Source organism: Luteimonas yindakuii, from assembly GCF_004803715.2.
GTDB classification, from domain to species: domain Bacteria; phylum Pseudomonadota; class Gammaproteobacteria; order Xanthomonadales; family Xanthomonadaceae; genus Luteimonas; species Luteimonas yindakuii.
This window is the reverse complement of the sequence record NZ_CP039383.2, coordinates 2721122-2744549: the sequence shown is the minus strand read 5'-3', so window position 1 is coordinate 2744549 and position 23428 is coordinate 2721122. Positions and strand designations below refer to the sequence as shown.

Below are 23428 nucleotides of genomic sequence, written 5' to 3'. Positions count from 1 at the left end.
CTTCGTCGTTGACCTTCTCCCAGACGCGCCGACAGGTCGGAGCGCGCCGCGGCCGCAGGGGGATGTCCAGAGCCGGCCATGGATGGCCGGCGGCCGGATGTGGGAGCAGGACGCGGAGATATCCGGCTGGGCATCCCCCTGTGGCCGTGGCGGGCCACCCGGAATGCTGACGAGCTCCCCTCGATCAGGAAGAAACCGGGTTTGATTCGGCGTGTGCGCAGCGGTGGTGCCTGCCCTCACCCCTGCCCCTCTCCCGCGTGCGGGAGAGGGGTGGAGAGCGGCGCGTCGGATGTGGCGTCTGCGAACAAGCGCCGCCAACCGTCGTGGCCGAGCCGGTCGAGGGTGCGCACGTTGCGCTCGACGATCACGTCGGGATCCGGATAGGCATCGACCGCGCGGCTGACGCTGTCCTCGCGCAGCAGGTGCAGGGTCGGAAACGGCGAGCGGTTGGTGTAATTGGCGATGTCGTCGTCGGCGGTGCCGTCGAAGCGATAGTGCGGATGGAAGCTCGCCACCTGCAGCACGCCCTCGAGGTCGAGTTCGGCCACCAGTCCCTCGGCGATGCCGAGGAAATCGTTGTAGTCGAGAAAGTCGCCGAGCACCTGCGGATGGATCAGCAGGGTGGTATCGGTGAGCTCGGCCGGGGTGTCGCGCAGGTGCACCAGTTCGGCGGCGAGATCCTCCAGCAGCGCCTCCTCGGTGGTGGCCGCGCTGACCACGAAGCGCACCTGGTCCTTGACCACCACCGCCTTCGCGAACGGGCACAGGTTGAGGCCGATGACCGCACGCTCCAGCCAGCGGCGGGTGATGGCGACCGGGTCGGCGGGCAGCGCTGCGTCGGACATGGCGGTGGGCTCGTGCGGGCGGCGCACGATAGCGCACGCGCGCAGGCCGGCGCTAAGCTGGCCCGCCCACGCCGCCGCCCGCATGCCTGCCGCTTCCGCATCGAACGCCACCGCGCCGCAGTTCGATCCCACCCGCGCGACGCTGTGGATGCTGCTGGCCGTGGCGCTGTTCGCGCTGATGGATGGCGGGATGAAGTGGCTGTCGGACGACTATCCGCCGCTGCAGGTGGCCGCGCTGCGGGGTGCGGCCGCGCTGCCGCTGGTGTTCGCCTGGGTGGTCTGGAGCGGCGCGCTGCGCGGGCTGCTGCACGTGCACTGGCGCCTGCACCTGCTGCGCGGCGCGCTCGGCGTGCTGATGATGTGGGGCTTCGTCTATGGCCTCGCGCGGATGCCGATGACCACGGCGTATTCGATCGTGTTCGTGTCGCCGCTGATCGTCAGCGCGCTGGCGGTGCCGCTGCTGGGCGAGAAGGTCGGGCCGCGGCGCTGGGCGGCGATCGTGGTCGGCCTGCTCGGCGTGCTGGTGGTGCTCCGCCCCACCGCCGATGGCTTGGCCACCGGCGCCGGGCTGGTCCTGGTGCTGGCGGCCGCCTGCTATGCGGGGGCGGCGATCACCGTGCGCATGCTGGCCCAGCGCGACAGCGTGCAGTCGATGGTGTTCTGGTTCCTGGCGATGATCGCGGTCGGCGCCGGTGCACTGGCGCTGCCGGACTGGCAGCCGATCGCGCTGCGCGACGTGCTGCCGATCCTTGTGGTCGGGGTGAGCGGCGCACTGGGGCAGGTGGCGATGACCCATGCCTTCCGACTCGGCGAGGCCTCGCAGCTGGCGCCGCTGGAGTACACCGGGCTGGTGTGGGTGGTGCTGCTGGACCTCGCGGTGTGGGGCGTATTGCCAGACGGCATGACCTGGATGGGCGCGGCGGTCATCATCGCCAGCGGCCTGTACCTGCTGCGGCGTGAACGCATCCGCGCCCAGGATCACCTGGCCTCCGGTCCCGCGGACACCCCGCCTTGAGCCCACCATTCTGATGACCGCCAGCAGAGACCGGCCGCGATGCCCTGGCTGCTGACCCCGCTCGCGATCCTGCTGCTGCCGGTGCTGGTGGTGGCGGCGTGGCCGCTGTCCTTGTGGTGGCGCTACCGCCGTGGCCCGGTGCTGCGGCCGGTGCGCGACTGGCAACTCGCATTGCAGGCCTGGTTGCTGCTGCCGGCCCTGCCGATGCTGCTTTTCGGTGCCTGGCTGGCGCAGCAGTGGTGGGCGCCCGCGGCCACCGCATGGGCGGCGGGTGGTGCGCTGGCCGGCATCGCGTTGGGGGCGGTGCGGGTTGCGATGACGCGCGTGAGCCGGTCACCCGACGGCCTGCGCTGGTACACGCCGGAGCGCTGGATCGCGCTGGGCCTGTCACTGCTGGTGACCGCGAAAGTGGTGTGGACGCTCTGGCAGGGTTGGCAGGCCTGGAACGGCGCGATCCCGCTCGAGGCCTGGCGCGCCGCGCGGGCCACGCTGTTCGCGCTGGGCGGGCTGGTACTCGGCCAATCGCTGGGCTACGCCTGGGGCCTGCGCTGGCGCCTGCGCCACTCCAGCGCACGGCGCGGGCCGTCGATCAGGCGCTGAAACGACGGACGGACCCCGAAGGGTCCGCCCGGTGCTGCATCGATTGTCGTGAACGGGTGGTCGGAAGCGCGCGGTCAGAAGCGCGCGCCGATACCCACGCCGACGGTCCACGGATCCAGCTTGAGGTCGCCGGCCACGGTCTCGCCGGTGCTGCCCACGCGTGCATCGGAACGTGCGCGCAGGTAACGCGCATCGGCGCGGGCGAACCAGGTCGGGGTGATGTTGAGGTCCACGCCCACGGTGCCGATGGCACCGCGCGGGGTGGTCAGGCCGATGTGGTCGCCACCACCGGCGATGTCCTCGTTGCTGATGTTGGACTCGTACACGCCCAGGCCCACGAACGGACGGAAGGTGTTGTCGGCCTCGCCGAAGTGGTACTGGCCGCTGAGCGCGATCGGCTGCTGCTCGATGGTGCCGATCTTGCCTTCCGGGCCGCGCACGCGGTGGTTGAACTTGTCGGCGGCGCCCCAGAGCTCGACGCCCCAGTTGTCGGTGACGTGCCAGGTGGCGCTCAGGGTCGGCGCGGGACCGCCGTCGATGTCGAGACCGGTGGCGGGATCGGAATGCGGTTCCATCAGGGTGACGCCGCCGACCACCGAGAAGCGCTTGCCGGAAGCGGTGTCACCGCCCTCCTGTGCAAGGACGGGGGTGGTGGCCAGAGCCAGTGCGGACGCAAGGGTCAGGGTGCGGAAAATGGTCATGGGGGATCTCCTCGATCTTGTTGTGGTGCCCCGGGGAGAGGGCGCGGCCACCCTATCGACAGGCGAATGAACATCCCCCTGCAGTTCGTGAATCGATCGGGAAAGCCTTCACAGGTGCTTCAGCGTTTTTGGCCGGCGCGTCGTCGCCCGGCCGTTGCGCTTTCAGGCCATACGTGTGTGTACGCCGCGCGCGCGGGACCCGCGGTTGGCGGGGGCTGCGCGGGGGGACACAATAGCCACCCCCCTACGTTTGCGCGGAGCGCCGCATGGCCGACCTCAAAGAAGCACGTGTGCCGGATATCGGCGGCTATGACGACGTGCCCGTCATCGAAGTGCTGGTGTCGGTCGGTGACCGCGTGGAAAAGGACCAGGGCCTGCTGACGCTGGAATCCGACAAGGCCACGATGGAAGTGCCGGCGCCGTTTGCGGGCACCGTGCGCGAATTCCGGGTCAAGGAGGGCGACAAGGTCTCGCAGGACACGGTGGTGGCGATGATCGAGCCCGACGCCGCCGATGACGCCCCGGCTGCCGCCGCGTCCGCTGCCGCGCCGAAGGCCGATGCACCGAAGGCCGCGTCGAAGCCGGCTGCGTCGAAGCCGGCTGCGTCGGCATCCGGCGCTGCGGAAACGCCCGCGCCGTCCGCCGGCGTCCAGGACGCGCCGGTGCCCGACATCGGCGGCCAGGAAGACGTGCCGGTGATCGAAGTGCTGGTGGCGGTGGGCGATCGCGTCGACAAGGACCAGGGCCTGGTCACGCTTGAATCCGACAAGGCGACGATGGAAGTGCCGGCGCCGTTCGCGGGCACCGTGGTCGAACTGACCGTCAAGGTCGGCGACACGGTGTCGGCCGGCAGCGTTGTCGCACGGATCGAGGGCGAGGCCGCGGCGCAGCAGCCCAGCACCGGAAGCAAGCTGCCGGCGCAGCCGCAGGGCCAGGCGCAGGCGCATACCGACGACCCGCCGGTGGAACCGGCTTCGCCCGGCACGCGCCCGGACAACATCGCACGGGCCTCGATGGAACACCGCCCGGCGGGCAAGTCCGCCGCGCCGGTGCGTTTCGACGCCGACGCCGTGCTGCCCGAGAAGGTGCCGTACGCCAGCCCGGCGGTGCGCCTGTTCGCGCGCGAACTCGGCGTCGAGCTGTCGCAGGTCGGCGGCAGCGCACGCGGTAGCCGCATCACCCGCGAGGACGTGCAGAAGTTCGTGAAGGGCGCGCTCGCCGGGGGTGCATCGACGTCGGCCGGCAAGGCGGGCAGTGGCGGTGGCGGGCTCGACCTGCTGCCGTGGCCGAAGATCGACTTCTCGAAGTTCGGCGAAGTCGAAGAGCAGCCGCTGTCGCGGATCCGCAGGATCTCCGGCGCCAACCTCGCGCGCAACTGGGCAATGATCCCGCACGTCACCCAGCACGACGATGCCGACATCACCGAGCTGGAAGCACTGCGCGTCCAGCTCAACAGGGAGAACGAGAAGGCCGGCATCAAGCTGACCATGCTCGCATTCCTGATCAAGGCCAGCGCCTCGGCGCTGAAGACCTTCCCGGAGTTCAACGCCTCGCTCGATGCATCGGGTGAAACGCTGACCCTCAAGAAGTACTTCAACGTCGGCTTCGCCGCCGACACGCCCAACGGGCTGGTGGTGCCGGTGGTGCGCGATGTCGACCGCAAGGGCGTGATCGAGATCGCGCAGGAAACATCGGCACTGGCGAAGAAGGCGCGCGACGGCAAGCTGGGCCCGGCCGACATGCAAGGTGGCTGCTTCTCGATCAGCTCGCTCGGCGGCATCGGCGGTACCGCGTTCACTCCGATCGTCAATGCGCCGGAGGTGGCGATCCTCGGCGTGTCGAGGGCGGCGATGAAGCCGGTCTGGAACGGCGAGAAGTTCAAGCCGCGGCTGGTGCTGCCGCTGTCGCTGTCCTACGACCACCGCGTGATCGACGGCGCCGCCGCCGCGCGCTTCACCGCGTATCTCGCCCAGCTGCTGGGTGACATGCGCCGCGTCCTGCTGTGACGCGCGGAGACCTGTGATGGCAAATCCCCAGGAAGTGAAGGTGCCCGACATCGGCGGCCAGGCCGATGTGCCGGTGATCGAGGTGCTGGTCGCCGTCGGCGACACCGTGGCGAAGGACCAGGGCCTGGTCACGCTGGAGTCGGACAAGGCGACCATGGAAGTGCCGTCGTCGGTGGCGGGCGTGGTACGCGAACTGAAGGTCGCGGTCGGCGACACGCTGTCGGAGGGCAGCGTGGTCGCGGTGATCGAAGCGGACGATGCGGGTGCAGGTAACGGCGCCGAAGCGGACGCTGGTGCCGTTGCGGGTGGTGGTCATAACACGCGTGATGGTGCTGGTGACACACCTCTCCCGCCTGCGGGAGAGGTCGACGCACGCAGTGCGTCGGGTGAGGGCAGAAGCGGCGCCACGGCCAAGGGTTACGGCAGCACGGCGCAGTCGGCCGATGCGGAATCCCGGCGTGCGCCATCGCAACCCTCGACCGCGGCACCGGCCAGCGGCCGCAAGGCCGATGTCGAATGCCGCCTCCTCGTGCTGGGCTCCGGCCCCGGTGGCTACACCGCCGCCTTCCGCGCCGCCGACCTCGGCCTCGACACCGTGCTGGTCGAGCGCTACGACAACCTCGGCGGCGTCTGCCTCAACGTCGGCTGCATTCCGTCCAAGGCGCTGCTGCACGCGGCCGATGTCATCGACCAGGCACAGCACGCCAGCGTGTATGGCGTCGACTTCGGCAAGCCGACGATCACGCTCGGCAGGTTGCGTGGCTACAAGGACAAGGTGGTCGGCCAGCTCACCAAGGGCCTGGCCGGCATGGCGAAGCAGCGCAAGGTGCGTGTGGTGGCCGGCACCGGCAGCTTCGTGTCGGCGAACGAGATCGAAGTTGCCGGCGCCGACGGCAACACGCAGCTCATCCGCTTCGAGCAATGCATCATCGCTGCCGGTTCGCAGGCGCTGAAGTTGCCGGGCTTCCCGTGGGACGACCCGCGGATCATGGATTCCACCGGCGCGCTGGAACTGGCCGAAGTGCCGCAGCGGCTGCTGGTGGTGGGCGGCGGCATCATCGGACTGGAAATGGCCACGGTGTACCGCGCGCTGGGCGCCGAGGTGACGGTGGTGGAGCTTGCCGACCAGCTGATGCCCGGCGCGGATCGCGACCTGGTCAAGCCGCTGGCCGACCGCCTGAAGAAGCAGGGCGTGTCGGTGCACCTGAAGACGAAGGTGGTCGAGGCGAAGGCCGGCGAGCAGGCGATCGAGGTGACCTTCGATGGCGAGAACATGCCGGACGCCAACGCGTTCGACCGCGTGCTGGTGGCGGTCGGGCGCAGCCCGAACGGCGGCAGGATCGGTGCGGACAAGGCCGGGATCGACGTTACCGGGCGCGGCTTTATCGAGGTCGATCGGCAGATGCGCACCAACGTGCCGCATATCTTCGCCATCGGCGATCTCGTCGGCCAGCCGATGCTGGCCCACAAGGCGACGCACGAGGGCAAGCTGGCGGCGGAAGTCGCGGCGGGCGAAGGAGATCCCGATAAGAGCCGGGAGTGGGTCGCGCGGGTGATCCCATCGGTGGCCTACACCGATCCGGAAATCGCCTGGGTCGGGGTCACCGAGAACGAGGCCAGGGCCAAGGGCCTGAAGGTCGGTGTCGGCAGGTTCCCGTGGGCCGCCAGCGGCCGCGCGATCGGCCTCGATCGCACGGAGGGCTTCACCAAGCTGGTGTTCGACGAGGCGACCCACCGCATCCTCGGCGCCGGTATTGTCGGCGTGCACGCCGGCGAGCTGATCGCCGAAGCTGCACTGGCGATCGAGATGGGCGCGGAAGTCGCCGACATCGCCCACACCATCCATCCGCATCCGACGCTGAGCGAGTCGGTGGCCATGGCCGCCGAGGTCTACGACGGCACCATCACCGACCTGTACCTGCCCAAGCGCAAGTAGGCGGCTGGTCGCCCAGGGCGGCTCTCACCCGCCGCTGCGAGGCACCCACTCCCGCATGCGGGAGAGGGTGTGTGATTCGGCTGCAGGCGGTCGAACGCGCACGACGTGCAGCTCGGCGACGGATCCGTAGAACGCGAAAGCCCCGGCATGTGCCGGGGCCTTCGCCATCACTGCTGCGGTCAGAAGCGGAACGTCACGCCGGCCATCGGGCCGTGCACCTTGAGCTGGCCGCCAAGCTGTCCGTTGACATCCACGGGGTCGATGTCCATGTCCGCAGCGCCTTCGAAGCGCGCGCTGTAGTCGTCCTTGAGCTTCAGCCGGAACCAGTCGTAGCCGACATGTACGCCGATACGGTCGTTGATCAGGTATTCGACCACCAGGCCGGCGCGTTCGAAGTGGCCGCGCTCGTCGAGGAAATCGCCCCACTCGGTGTCGAGGTACTGGCCTTCCACGCCGACCCGCCATTGGTCCGTCGGCCGCCAGGTCAAGCGCGTATGCAGGCCCGGCGACCAGCCGGACTTCTTCCACTGGTACTCGGCATCGCCGGCGTCGATCTCGTCGGTCGCCGTCCAGCTGCCGTTGGCACGGGCTTCCAGCTGGGCATAGGTGACGCCCAGCCCCAGGCCCCATTCGAAGGCCTCGGTGGACACGACCGAGTACTCGTAGTTGAGGCTGGCAAGCGAGAACTTGACCTTGCCGGACAGGTCGACCGCCGGCACCTGCACCGGGTCGGTGGGAATGTCGTCGGGCAGGTCGATTCCTTCCAGCAGGCCACCCGGGTTCAGCCAGTCGCCGTCGAAGCCCCAGGCATTGGTGCGCTCGTAGTCGTAGTAGTTGCCGACCAGCGACTGGCGGTCGCTCATCCGGAAGTCGAACGCGCCGCGCGGACGCCACTTGCTCCCGACGTCGAAGGTCTCCGATGCGAAGAAGTCCTCGGTGTCGGTGCCGTTGGTGGCGACGCCGTCACCGGTGAAGCGCAGCTGCGCCTCGGGATTGAACGCGCTCAGGCGCAGGGTGAGGCGGTCGCTGCGTTCGGAGTCCTGGGCGTGCGCCGGAGCGGCGGCAACGCCCACGACGGTGGCGAGCAGGGAGATGGCAAGCAGGCGTGGGGTGGGTGCGGGCATCCTGGTTCTCGTTATGCGTGGAAGACGGACGCGCGCCGCGAAAAGGGGGGGGCGGCGACGCGGGGGGCGCAGTGTCCCCGCCCTGCGGGTCTTCCTTCCGTGAAGACGGTGGCGTATGGAGGCTTCGGAGCAACGGATGAGGGGCCCGGGCGGCCGACGCGGCAGCGCGCATGCGGCAGCGACGTTCGATGCCGTGACGAGGCGCCGGTGCCGGAAAAGGAGAAGCCCCGGACGGGCCGGGGCTTCGATGGGGTCTGCTGGATCGACGAGGAAGAGGCAGACCGCGCAGGAGGTCGGACTGCATGTTCGACACGGAGTTCCCGGAAACCGGAAAGAATTTTGTGAATGCGCGTGGCCCGGCGCGGGGTGCCCGGACGCCCGCCGCCCGGCGTACGCGCCCGCTGCTGCGGGACCTCCGCCGGTTGTCCCGCAAAGCCGGCGACTGTTATACTTCTGCGGCTTCGCCGGGCGGTTTCATCGGCCCGGGATCGTCCATCGTCACAGGACCCCCATGTGTTGACTTCCTTCGCTGCGGGTCGGCGGCTGGCGCAGCGCGCACTCGCCTGGCAGGCGGTCGCGGTGGCGCTGACCGCGCTGGCTTTCCTGGTCAAGGATTGGCATTGGGCGCTGGCAGCGCTGGCGGGGGGCGGTTCGGTCGCGGTGGGTGGCTGGCTGCACAGTGCGATCGCGCTGGGTGGCGGAGCTGCACCGGCAGGTGGCGCGCTCGCGCGCGTCCTGGTCGGCGCGCTGGCGAAGTGGGCGGTCGTGCTGGCGGTGCTGGTGCTGGCGGTGGGTGTGGGCGGTCTGCCCCCCGTCGCGGTCGGCGTCGGCGTGATCGTGGCACTGGTGACACAGATGCTGGCCATGGCCAGTCGTTGATTCGAACACGTACAGACAGTCAGAGGCGGACAGGCACATGGCCGGCGAGGCGGAAACCCCCACCAGCTACATCCAGCACCATCTCCAGAACCTCGTCTACAGCGAGGATGGCGGCGTGCGTGGGTCGACCGCGACCGATGGCTTCTGGTCGATCAACCTCGACACCATCCTGACCTCGGTCACGATGGGCCTGATCGTCACCTTCCTGTTCTGGATCGCCACCCGCAAGGCCACCGCGGGCGTGCCGGGCAAGTGGCAGGCGTTCGTCGAGATCCTGCTCGAGTTCGTCGACCGCCAGGCGCGCGATACCTACCACGGGTCCAGCAAGCTGGTGACGCCGATCGCGATCACCCTGTTCTTCTGGATCCTGCTGATGAACATGCTGAAGTTCATCCCGGCGGATTTCTTCGCCGTGCCGCTGGGCTGGCTGGGCGTGAACTACTGGAAGCCGGTGCCGACCGCCGACGTCAACGCGACGCTCGGCCTGTCGATCAGCGTGTTCTTCCTGATGCTGTTCTTCGCCCTGCGCTCGAAGGGCCTGGGCGGCTTCACCAAGGAATTCCTGACCGCGCCGTTCGGCAAGTGGATGATGCCGTTCAACCTCATCCTCAACATCGTCGAGTGGGTGTCCAAGCCCATTTCGCTGGCGATGCGACTGTTCGGCAACATGTTCGGTGGCGAGATCGTGTTCCTGCTGATCTGGGTCCTCGGCGGTGCAGGCCTGCTGGGTCTGCTCGGCGGCACGGTGTTCGGCCTCGGCTGGATGATCTTCCACATCCTGGTGATCCCGCTGCAGGCCTTCATCTTCATGATGCTGTCGATCGTCTACCTCAGCCTCGCCGAGGACGCCCACTGACGGCAGGCACGCGTCCCGTTTCCCGCTACACCCTCAACATCCAACCCTCGCAACATCCGTTCCGGAGAAAACCATGGAAATCGCTCTGACCTCGTTCGCCCAGATCCAGGCTTCGACCGCTCTGGCCATCGGCATCATGATCGGCCTGGCCGCGCTGGGCGCAGGTCTGGGTCTGGCCATCATGGCCGGCAAGTTCCTCGAGTCGGCCGCGCGCCAGCCGGAGCTGATCCCGGTCCTGCAGGTCCGCATGTTCATCACCGCCGGCCTGATCGACGCCGCGTTCATCATCTCGGTCGCCGTCGGCCTGCTGTTCGCGTTCGCCTCGCCGTTCATCGGCCCGGTCGCCGCCCAGCTGGGCGGCTGATCCAGCCGCGCGGAAGCGGGCAGCCGTGATCGGCCGCCCGCTTCCCGGATGACAGCTGGCATGCCCGGCATGCCCGGACCATCACGACAGGCAGTGGCACACCCATGAACATCAATCTGACCCTGATCGCCCAGGCACTGGCCTTTGCCGGCCTGATCTGGCTGATCGCGACCTTCGTCTGGCCGCCGTTGCTCAAGGCCATCGAGGAGCGCCAGCAGAAGATCGCCGAAGGCCTCGCCGCCGCCGACAACAGCCAGCGTGCGCTGGCGCAGGCGCAGGAACAGGTCAACGACGAGCTCAAGACGGCGCGCACCAAGGCCAACGAGATCATCGACCAGGCCCACCAGCGCGCCAACCAGATCGTGGAGCAGGCACGCACCGAGGCGCAGGCCGAGGCCGCGCGCCACAAGGCGATGGTCGACGCGGAGATCGAGGCATCGGCCAACCGTGCCCGCGAGGACCTGCGTCGCCATGTGTCGATGCTGGCGGTCACCGGCGCCGAGAAGCTCCTGCGCCGCGAGATCGACGCCAACGCCCACAAGGCCCTGCTCGACGAACTGGCCGCGGAGATCTGAGCGTGAGCCAGGAGATCACCCTCGCACGTCCCTATGCGCGCGCCGCATTCGGCCTCGCCCGCGACGCCGGTGCGCTCGCGGCCTGGTCGGACGCGCTCGCGTTCGCCGCGCGCGTGGCGGTGGATCCGCAGGCGCAGCCGCTGCTCGGCCATCCCGGGCTGGCCCGTGAGGACGCGGTGGCACTGCTGGCACCCGAGGGTGCGCAGGAAGGCTTCCGCGATTTCCTCGCACTGCTCGCCCGCAACAGCCGCCTTGCGCTGCTGCCCGAGATCGCCGGCCTCTACGAGGACCTGCGCGCGGACGCCGAACAGGTGGTGCGCGCGACGGTGACGTCGGCGACGGAGTTGCCGGTGGCCGAGCTCGACGCGATCCGCACGGCGCTTGCGCGTCGTTTCGGGCGCGAGGTGCAGCTGGAGGTCGCGGTCGACGACGCATTGATCGGTGGCGCGGTGATCAGCGCCGGCGATGTCGTCATCGACGGCTCCCTGCGCGGCAAGCTCGCACGCCTGCAGTCGGCGCTGAGCCAGTAAACAGGAGCGGACGCCTACACGCGGCCGCGCCCACCACAGTTTCATCTACCGCGCGTCGTCGAATCCGGCGCGCCGAGGAACCGGAAATGGCAAGCACCCAGCTCAACCCCTCTGAAATCAGCGAACTGATCAAGAGCCGCATCGAGAAGGTCAAGCTGGCCGCCGAGGCGCGCAACGAAGGCACGGTCACCTCCGTGTCCGACGGCATCGTGCGCATCTACGGCCTGGCCGACGTGATGCAGGGCGAAATGATCGAGCTGCCGAACGACACGTTCGCGCTCGCCCTCAACCTCGAGCGCGACTCGGTCGGCGCCGTGGTGCTGGGTGACTACGAGCACCTGCGCGAGGGCGACGTGGCCAAGACCACCGGCCGCATCCTCGAAGTGCCGGTCGGTCCGGAGCTGCTGGGCCGCGTGGTCAACGCACTCGGCGAGCCGATCGACGGCAAGGGCCCGATCACCGCGTCGCTGAGCGCGCCGGTCGAGCGCGTCGCCCCGGGCGTGATCTGGCGCAAGTCGGTCGACCAGCCTGTGCAGACCGGCTACAAGTCCGTCGACGCCATGATCCCGATCGGCCGCGGCCAGCGCGAGCTGATCATCGGCGACCGCCAGACCGGCAAGACCGCGATGGCCATCGACGCGGTGATCAACCAGAAGGGCACGGGCATCAAGTGCGTGTACGTGGCGATCGGCCAGAAGGCCTCGACGGTCGCCAACATCGTGCGCAAGCTGGAAGAGAACGGCGCGCTGGCGCACACGATCGTGGTCGCCGCCACCGCGTCCGAGTCGGCGGCGATGCAGTACATCAGCGCCTACTCCGGCTGCACCATGGGCGAGTACTTCATGGACCGCGGCCAGGACGCGCTGATCGTGTACGACGACCTGTCCAAGCAGGCCGTGGCCTACCGCCAGATCTCGCTGCTGCTGCGCCGCCCGCCGGGCCGCGAAGCCTATCCGGGTGACGTGTTCTACCTGCACAGCCGCCTGCTCGAGCGCGCCGCGCGCGTGTCCGAGGACTACGTCGAGAAGTTCACCAACGGCGAAGTGAAGGGCCAGACCGGCTCGCTCACCGCGCTGCCGATCATCGAGACCCAGGCCGGCGACGTCTCGGCGTTCGTGCCGACCAACGTGATCTCGATCACCGACGGCCAGATCTTCCTCGAGACCGACCTCTTCAACGCCGGCATCCGCCCGGCCGTGAACGCCGGCATCTCGGTGTCGCGCGTCGGTGGTGCGGCACAGACCAAGATCATCAAGAAGCTGTCGGGCGGCATCCGCATCGCGCTGGCGCAGTACCGCGAGCTGGCGGCGTTCGCGCAGTTCGCCTCCGACCTCGATGACGCCACCCGCAGGCAGCTCGAGCGCGGCCAGCGCGTCACCGAGCTGATGAAGCAGAAGCAGTACCTGCCGATGTCGATCGCGCACCAGGCGCTGTCGATCTACGCCGTCAACGAAGGCTTCCTCGACGACGTGCCGGTCAACAGGATCCTCGCGTTCGAGGCGGGCCTGCACGCCCACTTCGACAACACCGAGGGCGCGCTGATCGAGAAGATCAACGGCTCGGGTGCGTGGAACGACGAGATCGAAGCGGCGTTCAAGAAGGGCATCGCGGACTTCAAGCAGACCGGTTCGTTCTGAACCGGTTGGCTTGTCTGATGGTTTGGTGATTCGACACAGGTGAGGCGAGGGGAAGCGTTCCGGGCAACCGGGCTTCCCCGACCGGATCACCGCAGCGGAGCGAGCAATGGCTGGCGGCAGAGAAATCAAGACCAAGATCAAGAGCGTGCAGAACACCCGCAAGGTGACGCGTGCGCTGGAAATGGTCTCGGCCTCCAAGATCCGCAAGGCGCAGGACCGGATGAAGGCATCGCGCCCGTACGCACGGGCGATGAAGCAGTTGATCGGCCACCTGGCGCAGGCGAATTCGGAGTTCCAGCACCCCTACCTCATCGAGCGCCCGGCGCCGAAGCGGGTGGGCTACATCATCGTCTCGTCCGACCGCGGCCTGGCCGGCGGCCTCAACAACAACCTGTTCCGCAAGCTGCTGGTGGAAATGCGCCAGTGGCAGGAGAAGGGCGTCGAGGTCGACGTGGTCACCATCGGCCAGAAGGCGACGGTGTTCTTCCGCCGCCTCAAGGTGCGCATGCTGGCCAGCGTCACCCACCTGGGTGACAACCCGGAAGTCGAGCAGCTGATCGGCGTGATCAAGGTCATGCTCGATGGCTACACCGAGGGTTCGCTGGACCGCGTGTTCCTGGCCTACAACGACTTCGTCAACACGATGACCCAGCGCGCGGCGTTCGACCAGCTGCTGCCGCTGCCGGCGTCGGACGAGACCATCGTCAAGCACGACTGGGACTACATCTACGAGCCGGACGCCGAGTCGGTGCTCGAGCACGTGCTGATGCGCTACATCGAATCGCTGGTGTACCAGGCGGTGATGGAGAACGTGGCGTCCGAGCATGCCGCGCGCATGGTGGCGATGAAGGCCGCGAGCGACAACGCGAACAAGCTGATCGAGACGCTGAACCTGGTCTACAACAAGGCACGCCAGGCTGCGATCACCCAGGAAATCTCCGAGATCGTGGGCGGCGCCGCCGCCGTATGACGACGGCGTAATTCGTGATTCGTGATTCGTGATTCGAGGAGCAGCGAGCCGCGCCTTTCCGAATCACGAACTGCGAATCACCAATCACGAAACCTATCCGGACGGCGCGAGCCTTCCAAACAGAACAAAGTTAACCGGAGCGACAACATGAGTCAGGGCAAGATCGTTCAGATCATCGGCGCCGTCGTCGACGTGGAATTCCCGCGCAACGAAGTGCCGAAGGTGTACGACGCACTGAAGGTCGACGGCACCGAGATCACGCTGGAAGTCCAGCAGCAGCTCGGCGACGGCATCGTGCGCGCCATTGCGCTCGGCTCGACCGATGGCCTGAAGCGCAACCTCGTCGCCACCAACACCGGCACCGGCATCGTGGTGCCGGTCGGCGCCGGCACGCTGGGCCGCATCATGGACGTGCTGGGCCGCCCGATCGACGAGGCCGGCCCGGTCGACGCCACCGCGCACTGGGAAATCCACCGTGCGGCGCCGTCGTACGAGGACCAGTCTTCGTCCACCGAGCTGCTGGAAACCGGCATCAAGGTCATCGACCTGATGTGTCCGTTCGCCAAGGGCGGCAAGGTCGGCCTGTTCGGCGGCGCGGGCGTCGGCAAGACCGTCAACATGATGGAACTCATCAACAACATCGCCAAGGCGCACGAAGGCCTGTCGGTGTTCGCCGGCGTGGGCGAGCGTACCCGCGAGGGCAACGACTTCTACCACGAGATGAAGGACTCCAACGTCCTCGACAAGGTGGCGATGGTCTACGGCCAGATGAACGAGCCGCCGGGCAACCGCCTGCGCGTCGCGCTGACCGGCCTGACCATGGCCGAGTACTTCCGCGACGAGAAGGACGAGTCCGGCAAGGGCAAGGACGTGCTGCTGTTCGTCGACAACATCTACCGCTACACCCTGGCCGGTACCGAAGTGTCGGCGCTGCTCGGCCGCATGCCGTCGGCGGTGGGCTACCAGCCCACGCTGGCCGAGGAAATGGGCGTGCTGCAGGAGCGCATCACCTCGACCAAGTCCGGTTCGATCACCTCGATCCAAGCCGTGTACGTGCCCGCGGACGACCTGACCGACCCGTCGCCGGCGACCACCTTCGCCCATCTCGACGCCACCGTCGTGCTGTCGCGAAACATCGCCTCGCTGGGTATCTACCCGGCGGTCGATCCGCTCGACTCCACCAGCCGCCAGCTGGACCCGAACGTGATCGGCAGCGAGCACTACGACACCGCGCGCCGCGTGCAGTCGACGCTGCAGAAGTACAAGGAGCTCAAGGACATCATCGCGATCCTTGGCATGGACGAGCTGTCGGAAGAGGACAAGCAGGCCGTGTCGCGCGCGCGCAAGATCGAGCGCTTCTTCTCGCAGCCCTTCCACGTGGCGGAAGTCTTCACCGGCTCGCCGGGCAAGTACGTGCCGCTGAAGGAAACCATCCGCGGCTTCAAGGGCATCGTGGACGGCGAGTACGACCACCTGCCGGAGCAGGCGTTCTACATGGTCGGCAGCATCGACGAGGCCGTCGAGAAGGCCAAGAAGATGACCGAGAAGGCCTGATCCACGCGTCCTGAAGAAGAGCATTAGCCCATGACCACGACCATCCGTTGCGACATCGTCAGCGCCGAGGCGGAGATCTTCCACGGCGAGGCCACCCTGATCGTGGCGACCGGGGAGATGGGCGAGCTCGGCATCGCGCCGCGCCACGCGCCGCTGATCACCCGCCTGAAGCCGGGCAAGGTCGTGATCACCCAGGCCAACGGCGAGAAGCTCGACTTCGCGATCTCCGGTGGCCTGCTCGAAGTGCAGCCGCAGGTGGTCACGATCCTCGCCGATACCGCGGTACGCGCCGACGAGATCGACGAGGCGGCGGTGAAGAAGGCGAAGGAAGAAGCCGAGCGCGTGCTCGCCGGCCGCGGCGAGGCGATGGAAATCGCCGAAGCGCAGCAGAAGCTCGCCGAGGTCACCGCGCAGCTGCAGGCGCTGGAGCGCCTGCGCAAGAACCTCAAGCACTGAGGATCCGCTCCGGGCGCCTGCCCGGGCGTATCGGGAAAGCCGCCTGCGGGCGGCTTTTTCCGTTTGTGGCGGCGCATTCCCGCGCGGGTTCCACTCGGTGCTGTCGACCGGCACGGCGGGAGTATTCCCCCGGCGCACGCTCCCGCACGCAGCGGCGGGGCGCAATGTGTGGAATGCGCAACGTGCGCTTGCCCGGCCGCCCGGTCCGGCCTACGGTCGCGACAGTCCCGTGGGAGCCCGACATGAAGAATTACGCCTGCGCCGCTGCCGTGTGCGCGTTGCTGATGGCCGCCGCTGGTCCGGTGCTCGCCGCAGGGCCCACGGCTGCGACTCCGGAGCGCCCGCGCGCGCGTGACCTCGGCCTCGTCATCGGTGCCCTGCCCACGGGGCCGCGCAACGCGATCATCGACGTTGCGGGCGTCGCCGTCGGCCACGCCACCGTGGTCGAGGGCGAGGGCGTGCGCACCGGTGTCACCGCGATCCTGCCGCACCCGGGCGACCCGTATGCCGAGCGCGTGCCGGCGGCGATCCACGTCGCCAACGGCTACGGCAAGCTGTTGGGCATCAGCCAGGTGCGCGAGCTCGGCGAACTGGAGACGCCGATCCTGCTGACCGGCACACTGGGCGTGTGGACCGCCGCCAACGCGCTCGTCGATTGGCAGCTGGCGCGACCGGGCATGGAGGAGGTCCGCTCACTCAACCCGGTGGTCGGCGAGACCAACGACGGCTATCTCAACGACATCCGCGCACGCCCGCTGCAGGCGGCGCATGTGCAGGCCGCGCTCGCAGGGGCTTCGACCACCAACGTCGAGGAAGGGGCGATCGGCGCCGGTACCGGCACGATCGCCTTCGGCTGGAAGGGCGGCATCGGCACCAGTTCGCGCGTGGTCGCCGGCACCGGCAACACGCATGTGGTCGGCGTGCTGGTGCAGAGCAATTACGGCGGCACCCTCACCGTCGCCGGCGTGCGGGTCGGGCCACGGTTGCCGGATCCGGCGCACTGGTGGCCACGCAGGGGAGAGGCGACGGTGGACGCGCCGCCGGCAGCTGGCGACGGCAGCATCATGATCGTGGTCGCCACCGACGCACCGCTCGATGCGCGCCAGCTCGAACGCCTCGCACGGCGCGCGATCGTCGGCCTGGCCCGCACCGGTGCCTCGATGTCGAACGGTTCGGGCGACTACGTGATCGCATTTTCCACCGCGCCGGCGATGCGCCGCATCCGCGGCCAGGCGACCGTGGGCGCCGCCACGCTCGGCAACGAGGCGATGAGCCCGCTGTTCGTCGCGGTGGCCGAAGCCACCGAGGAGGCCACCCTCAACTCGATGTTCCGCGCCCACGGGATGCGGGGCCATCGAGGCGACGTGCCGGCGCTGCCGCTGGAACGCCTGCTGCCGCTGCTGCGCGATGCCGGCGGGGCGTCAGCGCTTGTAGATCCAGTGGCGCGAGATGACGAAGCCGATCACCCCGAGCGCGATCTCCACCAGCGGTTTGGCCAGCCAGGCCCACTTCAGCCCGAGGTAGTCGTCGATATGCCCGATGGCCCAGGTGCTGACCACGGTGGTGGCGATCCACATCACCAGGAAGCGCTGCAGCTGGATGCGGCCCACGGTGGTGTCCTCGCAGGCGAAGGTGAAGCGACCGTTCATCCAGAAGCCGCAGAGCGCACCGCAGATGCGGCCGATCACATTGGCCTGGCGCACCGGCAGGCCGGCGTGGCTGAGCGCGACCATGACCGCCCAGTCCAGCGCCCATTGCAGGCCGCCGATCATCAGGTAGCTGCGCGACTGGCGGACGATGCTCAACGCAGGACCCGTTGGTGACCGTGCCCGGACGGCACGGCGCGAATGCTACCAGCGGCGCCCGTTAGAATGCCGCGATCCCGTCCACAGGCGATTCCATGACCGCTCCACTCCACGTCGTCATCCTCGCAGCCGGTGAAGGCAAGCGCATGCGCTCGGCGCTGCCGAAGGTGCTGCAGAAGATCGCCGGGCAGCCGATGCTGGCGCACGTGATCGCCACCGCGCGCGAGCTTGCGCCGGCGGCGATCCATGTCGTCTACGGGCACGGTGGCGACCAGGTACGCGCGGCCTTCGGCGACCAGGACGACCTGCTGTGGGCCGAGCAGCGCGAGCGTCTGGGCACCGGCCATGCGGTGCAGCAGGCGCTGGGCGAGGTGCCCGATGGCGCCGAGGTGGTGGTGCTGTACGGCGACGTGCCGCTGATCACCGCCGCCACGCTGCAGCGCCTGTTGACCGGCGAGCGCAGCGCGCGGCTGGCGGTACTGGTGGCCGAGCTCGACGACCCGCGTGGTTACGGTCGCGTGGTGCGCGATTCCGAGGGCCACGTGGCGGCCATCGTCGAGCACAAGGACGCCGACGAGGAGCAGCGCCGCATCCGCCTGGTCAACACCGGCATCGTCGCCGCCGAGGCCACCGCGCTGAAACGCTGGCTGGGCGCGCTGTCCAACGACAACGCGCAGGGCGAGTACTACCTCACCGACATCTTCGCGATGGCGGCCGACGAATTCGCCGCCGCCGACATCGTGATGGTCGACGACCCGGTGGAGGCCGAAGGCGCGAACGATCCCTGGCAGCTGGCACAGCTCGAACGTGCATTCCAGCAACGGGCGGTGCGTGTGCTGTGCGGGCAGGGCGCACGTTTCGCCGATCCGGCACGCGTGGACATCCGCGGCGAGGTGGTGGTCGGCGCGGATGTGGAATTCGATGTCGACGTGATCCTGGAAGGTCGCGTCGAGCTGGGCGATGGCGTGCGCATCGGCCCGTTCTGCCGCTTGAAGGACGTGGCGCTGGGCGGCGGCACCGCGGTGCGCGCGCACTGCGACCTCGACGGCGTGCGCGCAGAGGGCGCCGCCACCATCGGGCCGTTCGCGCGCCTGCGGCCCGGCACCGTGCTTGCCGATGGTGCGCATATCGGCAACTTCGTCGAGACCAAGAACACCACCGTCGGCGTGGCGAGCAAGGCCAACCACCTCACCTATCTCGGCGATGCGGAGATCGGCGCCGGCGCGAACATCGGTGCCGGCACCATCACCTGCAACTACGACGGCGTGAACAAGCACCGCACCGTGATCGGCGATGGCGCGTTCGTCGGCTCCAATGCCTCGCTGGTGGCGCCGGTCCGCATCGGCGCCGGCGCCACCACGGCGGCCGGTTCGGTGATCACGGTCGACGTGCCCGATGAGAAGCTCGCAGTCGCGCGTGCGCGGCAGACCGTGATCGAAGGGTGGGTACGGCCGAAGAAGTAGTAGGTGGCTGACCCTTCTCCCGTCTGGGGAGAAGGTGCCCCGCAGGGGCGGATGAGGACCACTCGCAAGTGTTTCCCCTCACCCCACCACCTGCTTTGCAGGTGGTCCCCCCTCTCCCGCAGGCGGGAGAGGGACGGTGGAAGCGGCCAAAGGCCGCGTTTCTCTACTGGGGCAGCGTGAGGCTGACGGCGAGGCCGCCGCCGTCGCGGTTCTGCAGCGCGATGCGGCCGCCGTGCGCCTCGCAGATCTCGCGGGCCAGGGCGAGGCCGAGGCCGGTGCCGTTGCGCTTGGTGGAATAGAACGGCAGCAGCGCGTTCGCCAGCACCGCGTCGTTCATGCCGCTGCCGCGGTCGAGCACCTCGATGCGCCAGGCGTCGGGCAGCCGGCGCACCGCCAGCCGCACGTCCTGGGCCGATGAGCCGGACTCGTGCGCGTTGCGCAGAAGGTTGATCAGGCATTGCTCCATCTGCGCGGTATCGAAGCGCGCGCTGCCGTCGCGGTTGCCGTCGAAGCCGAAGGCCACCTGGTCGCGCAGGCGCTCGATGAAACGCTCCCACTCCACGGTGTCCAGGCGCGGCGCCGGCAGCTTGGCGAAGCGCGCGTAGTCGCGGATGAAACCTTCCAGGTGCCGGGCCCGCTCCTCGATCGTCGCCAGCGCGGCCGGCACGCGTTCGACCTGGCCGCGACGCAACAGCTCCGCGCCGGAGTGGGCGAGGGACGCGATCGGCGCCAGCGAGTTGTTGAGCTCGTGGCTGATCACCCGGATCACCTTCTTCCAGGTCTGCACTTCCTGCCGGCGCAGTTCCGCGGTGAGCAGGCGCAGCAGCACGAGTTCGTGGCGGCGGCCGTTGAGGCGGAACAGGCGCCGCGACAGGTGGTAGATGTCTTCCTGGTCGTCGTCGTCGCCGACACTGAACATGCCATCGCCGCCACGTGCCAGCGCCTCGCGCAGCGCGACCGGGGCTTCGTCGATGACGGCATCGAAGTCCTGGCCTTCCAGCCGCCTGCCCCCACCCAGCAGCTTGCGTGCGGCGAGGTTGCCGAACACCACGCGGCGCACGCCGTCGAGCAGCACCATCGCCACCGGCGTGTTCTGCACCATGGTGTCGAGCAGCAGTTCGCGCTGGACCAGGGAGTTGCGCTGCTCGCGCAGCACGTCGCCCAAGCGGTTGTGCGCTTCGACCAGTTCGGCCAGTTCGCCGCGGCCGTCCCAGCGGATGCCGAAGCTGTAGTCGCCGTCGCGATAGGCGGTGACCGCGCCGGCCAGCGCGCGGAACAGCGCGCGCACGGGATCGAGCAGGCGCCGCACCCGCCAGACCAGCAGCGGCAGCAGCGCACCGGCCGCCACGAGCACCGCCGCCCACGGCAGCAGCCAGCGGGTCAGCCAGCTGCCGAGCAGTGCGGTGGCGATGGCGAACAACGCCGCCACTGCGGTCAGGCGGACGCTCATCGGCAGCCGCAGCGGATGCATCAGTCGGGTCGCAGGCCGAGCTTGTCCATGCGCCGGTACAGCGCCTGCCGCGACAGCCCGAGTTCGGCCGCCGCCTGGGCGAGCACGCCGCCGGCGCGGCTGATCGCCGCCTCGATCTGCCTGCGATCCGGGTCGACCGCGCTGCCCGCAGCGGGCGCGGTGTCGGGCAGGCCCAGCGCGGCGGCGCCGATGGCGTTGCCCGCCGACAGCAGCGCCGCACGCTGCACCACGTTGCGCAGCTCGCGCACATTGCCCGGCCAGCGGTGTCGCAGCAGCACCTGCTCGGCGTCGCGTTGCAGGCGCTTGCCCGGTGGCAGGAAGTGCTGCGCCAGCGGCAGGATGTCGTCCGGCCGCTCCGTCAGCGGCGGCAGCTTCAGCTCGATCGCGTTGAGGCGGTAGTAGAGGTCTTCGCGGAAGTGGCCGTTCGCGATCAGCGCCGGCAGGTCGGCATTGGTCGCGCTGACCACGCGCACGCGCACCTGTCGTTCGCGGTTGGAACCCAGACGCTCGAAGCGCCCGGTTTCCAGCACCCGCAGCAGCTTCATCTGCCCCGCCAGCGGCAGGTTGCCGATCTCGTCGAGGAACAGCGTGCCGCCATCGGCAGCCTCGAACTTGCCTTCGCGGGCGCGGTTGGCACCGGTGTAGGCACCGGCATCGGCGCCGAACAGTTCCGCCTCGATCAGCTCCGCCGGCAGCGCGCCGCAGTTGAGCGCGACGAACGGACCGTCACGCACCGCCGAGTTGGCGTGGATGATCTGCGCGATCTTCTCCTTGCCGACGCCGTTGGGCCCGCTGACCAGCACGGGCAGTTCCGAGCGTGCCACCTGCACCGCCAGCGTGAGCACGCGTTCGGTGGCGGCATCGGCCCAGACCACGCCGCAGAGGTCGTGGCCCTGTTCGAGCGCGTGCCGCTCGCGCTGCTCGCGCGCGCGCCGCCGCCCCAGCTCGCGGCGGCTGGCCGACAGTTCCAGCAGGTTGCCGACGGTGGTGACCAGCTTGTGGTCGTCCCAGGGCTTGGCGACGTAATCGGCGGCGCCGGCCCTGATCAGTTCCACCGCCGATTCCAGGTGCGTCCACGCGGTCAGCAGCACCACCGGCAGTTGCGGATAGCGCGCGTGGATCTGCGCGAACAGCGCCACGCCCTCGTCGCCGGACGTGGTGTCGGCGCGGAAGTTCATGTCCTGGATCACCAGGTCGATCGCGTCGGTGTCGAGCACCGCCAGCCCCGCTTCCGGCGAATCGGCATGCACGGTGCGGATGTCGTGCAGCGAGAACAGCACGTCGAGCGCGATCGCCACGGCCGGGTTGTCGTCGATGATCAGGACGGTGGACATCGCGGAGGCGGTCGGCGAAGGGACGTCAGAGCTTATCGGCATGCGCGGTGGCCTGCGCTCAGGCGCTGCGGGTGGCGATGGCCGGCGGCACGCGGGCCGCACGACGCGCCGGGCCGGCAGCGGCGTACAGGCCGAGCAGCCACAGCAGCGCCGCGGCCAGCGGCAGGTAGGCCAGCGGCAGGCGGGCCATCGCATGGGCCTGCATCAGCCACTGGTTTATCGCATACGCGGCCACCAGCCCGGGCACCAGGCCAGCGCCGACCACCAGTGCGTTCTCCGCGAGGCAGTGGCGGATGATGTCGCCGCGGCTGGCACCGAGCGCACGGCGGATGCCGATCGGCCGCAGCCGCGTCTCCACCCAGTACGCGGACAGGCCGCCGATGCCGATCCCGGTCACCGCCAGGATCACCGCGATCACGGTGCCGAACAGCCACGCCGCCGCGCGTCGCGGGCGGAACGCGGCATCGCGCAATGCCTCGTAACTGTCCACGCGTACCGTCACTCCCGCCAGCATCAGCGCGCCGTACTCGCCTTCCAGTGCCTTCGCGAGGTCGCCGGCAACCGCATCGCGGCGTTGCGGATCGACCCGCACCGCGTAGTTGAGCACCGGCACCGAGACGATCCGCGCCGGCAGCAGGATCGAATGCTGCGCACGGCCGTCGTCGAGCTCGTCGAGCTGGTAGCGCAGCAACCGGCGGACCACGCCCACCACCACCAGGTCGCGTCCGCCGTCGGTCTGTTCCAGCCGCCCACCCAGCGCGTCGCCATCGGGGAACCACAGCCGCGCCAGCGCTTCGGTCAGGATGACCGGCGTGCCGGACGGGATGTCGATGCCGCCCGCGGCGAGGTCGATGCGGAAGCCCTCGCCGGGTTCGAAGTCGCGGCCCTGCACGAGTTGCGGGCCGAGCGCCTCGCGCAGGCCTTCGCCGGCGAAACCGCTCGAGACCACGCTCTCGCCACCCGGGCCACGCAGCGCCAGGGTGAAGGTCATCGACTGCTTCATCGGCAGACCCAGCGCGGGCGCGGCGGCCTCGACGCCGGCAATGCCGCGGATCAGCGCGGTGACCGCATCGATCTGGGCGCCGTTCCAGCTGCCCTGGCGGGCGACCATCTGGTCCACCAGCAGCAGGCGGTCGCGGGCGATGCCGTCATCGGCCAGCAGCGGCGTGACCTGCCGCTGCAGCAGGAACACCGCATTGGCGAGGATCGCCACCGCCACGGCCACCTGGATGGCGACCAGCCACGGCATCAGCGGGCGGCGGCGCAGGGCCGAGACGATCGGGCGCAGGGGAAGTCGCATGCCCACC

General features: G+C 69.1%; 21 protein-coding genes and 1 pseudogene. 15 read left to right on the top strand and 7 right to left on the bottom strand.

Annotated elements, in window-relative coordinates; all coding sequences use genetic code 11:
* Positions 1 to 236 precede the first annotated feature (236 nt).
* Entirely contained in the window at positions 237 to 845 is a 609-nt protein-coding gene (locus tag E5843_RS12730; RefSeq protein ID WP_141066055.1) for a DUF1415 domain-containing protein, read from the bottom strand.
* An 82-nt stretch (positions 846 to 927) separates the two neighbouring features.
* Here E5843_RS12730 and E5843_RS12725 point away from each other — a divergent pair, with 82 nt between their 5' ends.
* Complete coding sequence (locus tag E5843_RS12725; RefSeq protein ID WP_425480718.1) at positions 928 to 1860, top strand: DMT family transporter; 933 nt, start codon at positions 928 to 930, stop codon at positions 1858 to 1860.
* A 39-nt stretch (positions 1861 to 1899) separates the two neighbouring features.
* Positions 1900 to 2460, top strand: coding sequence for a DUF1453 domain-containing protein (locus E5843_RS12720; RefSeq protein ID WP_136412846.1), 561 nt, complete (start codon positions 1900 to 1902; stop codon positions 2458 to 2460).
* Positions 2461 to 2534: 74 nt separating this feature from the next.
* Here the strand turns inward: E5843_RS12720 and E5843_RS12715 are convergent, their stop codons facing one another.
* Positions 2535 to 3161 carry an OmpW/AlkL family protein gene (locus tag E5843_RS12715; protein ID WP_136412845.1) on the bottom strand — a complete coding sequence of 209 codons (627 nt, stop codon included), beginning with the start codon at positions 3159 to 3161 and terminating at the stop codon, positions 2535 to 2537.
* A 266-nt stretch (positions 3162 to 3427) separates the two neighbouring features.
* Between E5843_RS12715 and aceF the strand changes: the two genes are divergently transcribed.
* Together aceF and lpdA are read left to right on the top strand one after the other, a co-directional pair.
* Positions 3428 to 5167, top strand: coding sequence for a dihydrolipoyllysine-residue acetyltransferase (aceF, locus tag E5843_RS12710; RefSeq protein WP_136412844.1), 1740 nt, complete (start codon positions 3428 to 3430; stop codon positions 5165 to 5167).
* 16 nt (positions 5168 to 5183) lie between these two features.
* Positions 5184 to 7103 carry a dihydrolipoyl dehydrogenase gene (gene lpdA / locus E5843_RS12705; protein WP_141066054.1) on the top strand — a complete coding sequence of 640 codons (1920 nt, stop codon included), beginning with the start codon at positions 5184 to 5186 and terminating at the stop codon, positions 7101 to 7103.
* A gap of 179 nt (positions 7104 to 7282) precedes the next feature.
* Here the strand turns inward: lpdA and E5843_RS12700 are convergent, their stop codons facing one another.
* Entirely contained in the window at positions 7283 to 8227 is a 945-nt protein-coding gene (locus E5843_RS12700) for a hypothetical protein (protein WP_134674280.1), read from the bottom strand.
* Between the two features lie 513 nt (positions 8228 to 8740).
* On the opposite strand from E5843_RS12700, the gene E5843_RS12695 reads away from it, so the two are divergent.
* The 10 genes and pseudogenes from E5843_RS12695 to E5843_RS14440 form a co-directional block, all read left to right on the top strand.
* A complete protein-coding gene (locus tag E5843_RS12695; RefSeq protein ID WP_136412843.1) occupies positions 8741 to 9106 on the top strand; it encodes an ATP synthase subunit I in 366 nt (121 codons plus the stop codon).
* Positions 9107 to 9143: 37 nt separating this feature from the next.
* Positions 9144 to 9962 (top strand): F0F1 ATP synthase subunit A, encoded by an 819-nt coding sequence (gene atpB / locus E5843_RS12690; RefSeq protein WP_134674278.1) that lies wholly within the window; start codon positions 9144 to 9146, stop codon positions 9960 to 9962.
* A 73-nt stretch (positions 9963 to 10035) separates the two neighbouring features.
* Positions 10036 to 10326: a F0F1 ATP synthase subunit C gene (gene atpE, locus E5843_RS12685; RefSeq protein ID WP_129136848.1), complete on the top strand. Its 291-nt coding sequence runs from the start codon at positions 10036 to 10038 to the stop codon at positions 10324 to 10326.
* Between the two features lie 104 nt (positions 10327 to 10430).
* Positions 10431 to 10901 (top strand): F0F1 ATP synthase subunit B, encoded by a 471-nt coding sequence (locus tag E5843_RS12680; protein WP_134674277.1) that lies wholly within the window; start codon positions 10431 to 10433, stop codon positions 10899 to 10901.
* Between the two features lie 2 nt (positions 10902 to 10903).
* On the top strand, positions 10904 to 11431 hold the full coding sequence (locus tag E5843_RS12675) for a F0F1 ATP synthase subunit delta (RefSeq protein WP_136412842.1): 528 nt from the start codon (positions 10904 to 10906) through the stop codon (positions 11429 to 11431).
* 86 nt (positions 11432 to 11517) lie between these two features.
* Positions 11518 to 13068, top strand: coding sequence for a F0F1 ATP synthase subunit alpha (atpA, locus tag E5843_RS12670; RefSeq protein WP_136412841.1), 1551 nt, complete (start codon positions 11518 to 11520; stop codon positions 13066 to 13068).
* 106 nt (positions 13069 to 13174) lie between these two features.
* The gene (atpG, locus tag E5843_RS12665; RefSeq protein WP_136412840.1) at positions 13175 to 14038 is read left to right on the top strand and encodes a F0F1 ATP synthase subunit gamma; all 864 of its coding nucleotides are present in this window, start codon (positions 13175 to 13177) and stop codon (positions 14036 to 14038) included.
* A gap of 147 nt (positions 14039 to 14185) precedes the next feature.
* Complete coding sequence (gene atpD, locus E5843_RS12660) at positions 14186 to 15592, top strand: F0F1 ATP synthase subunit beta (RefSeq protein WP_134674273.1); 1407 nt, start codon at positions 14186 to 14188, stop codon at positions 15590 to 15592.
* 30 nt (positions 15593 to 15622) lie between these two features.
* Positions 15623 to 16048, top strand: coding sequence for a F0F1 ATP synthase subunit epsilon (locus E5843_RS12655; protein WP_134674272.1), 426 nt, complete (start codon positions 15623 to 15625; stop codon positions 16046 to 16048).
* A 164-nt stretch (positions 16049 to 16212) separates the two neighbouring features.
* Positions 16213 to 17397: pseudogene (locus E5843_RS14440) on the top strand (DmpA family aminopeptidase); the annotation flags it as partial.
* A 72-nt stretch (positions 17398 to 17469) separates the two neighbouring features.
* Here E5843_RS14440 and E5843_RS12645 read toward each other — a convergent pair.
* Complete coding sequence (locus E5843_RS12645) at positions 17470 to 17781, bottom strand: GtrA family protein (RefSeq protein ID WP_244240888.1); 312 nt, start codon at positions 17779 to 17781, stop codon at positions 17470 to 17472.
* Between the two features lie 167 nt (positions 17782 to 17948).
* Here E5843_RS12645 and glmU point away from each other — a divergent pair, with 167 nt between their 5' ends.
* A complete protein-coding gene (glmU, locus tag E5843_RS12640; protein WP_136412839.1) occupies positions 17949 to 19316 on the top strand; it encodes a bifunctional UDP-N-acetylglucosamine diphosphorylase/glucosamine-1-phosphate N-acetyltransferase GlmU in 1368 nt (455 codons plus the stop codon).
* A gap of 163 nt (positions 19317 to 19479) precedes the next feature.
* Here glmU and E5843_RS12635 read toward each other — a convergent pair whose 3' ends face one another.
* Genes E5843_RS12635 through E5843_RS12625 form a run of 3 tightly spaced genes read right to left on the bottom strand, consistent with a single transcriptional unit; the run spans position 19480 to position 23421 of the window.
* A complete protein-coding gene (locus E5843_RS12635; protein WP_136412838.1) occupies positions 19480 to 20766 on the bottom strand; it encodes a sensor histidine kinase in 1287 nt (428 codons plus the stop codon).
* A gap of 20 nt (positions 20767 to 20786) precedes the next feature.
* Positions 20787 to 22121, bottom strand: a complete 1335-nt coding sequence (locus E5843_RS12630; RefSeq protein WP_136412837.1) for a sigma-54-dependent transcriptional regulator — start codon at positions 22119 to 22121, stop codon at positions 20787 to 20789.
* A gap of 58 nt (positions 22122 to 22179) precedes the next feature.
* The gene (locus E5843_RS12625) at positions 22180 to 23421 is read right to left on the bottom strand and encodes an ABC transporter permease (RefSeq protein ID WP_136412836.1); all 1242 of its coding nucleotides are present in this window, start codon (positions 23419 to 23421) and stop codon (positions 22180 to 22182) included.
* Positions 23422 to 23428: the final 7 nt, after the last annotated feature.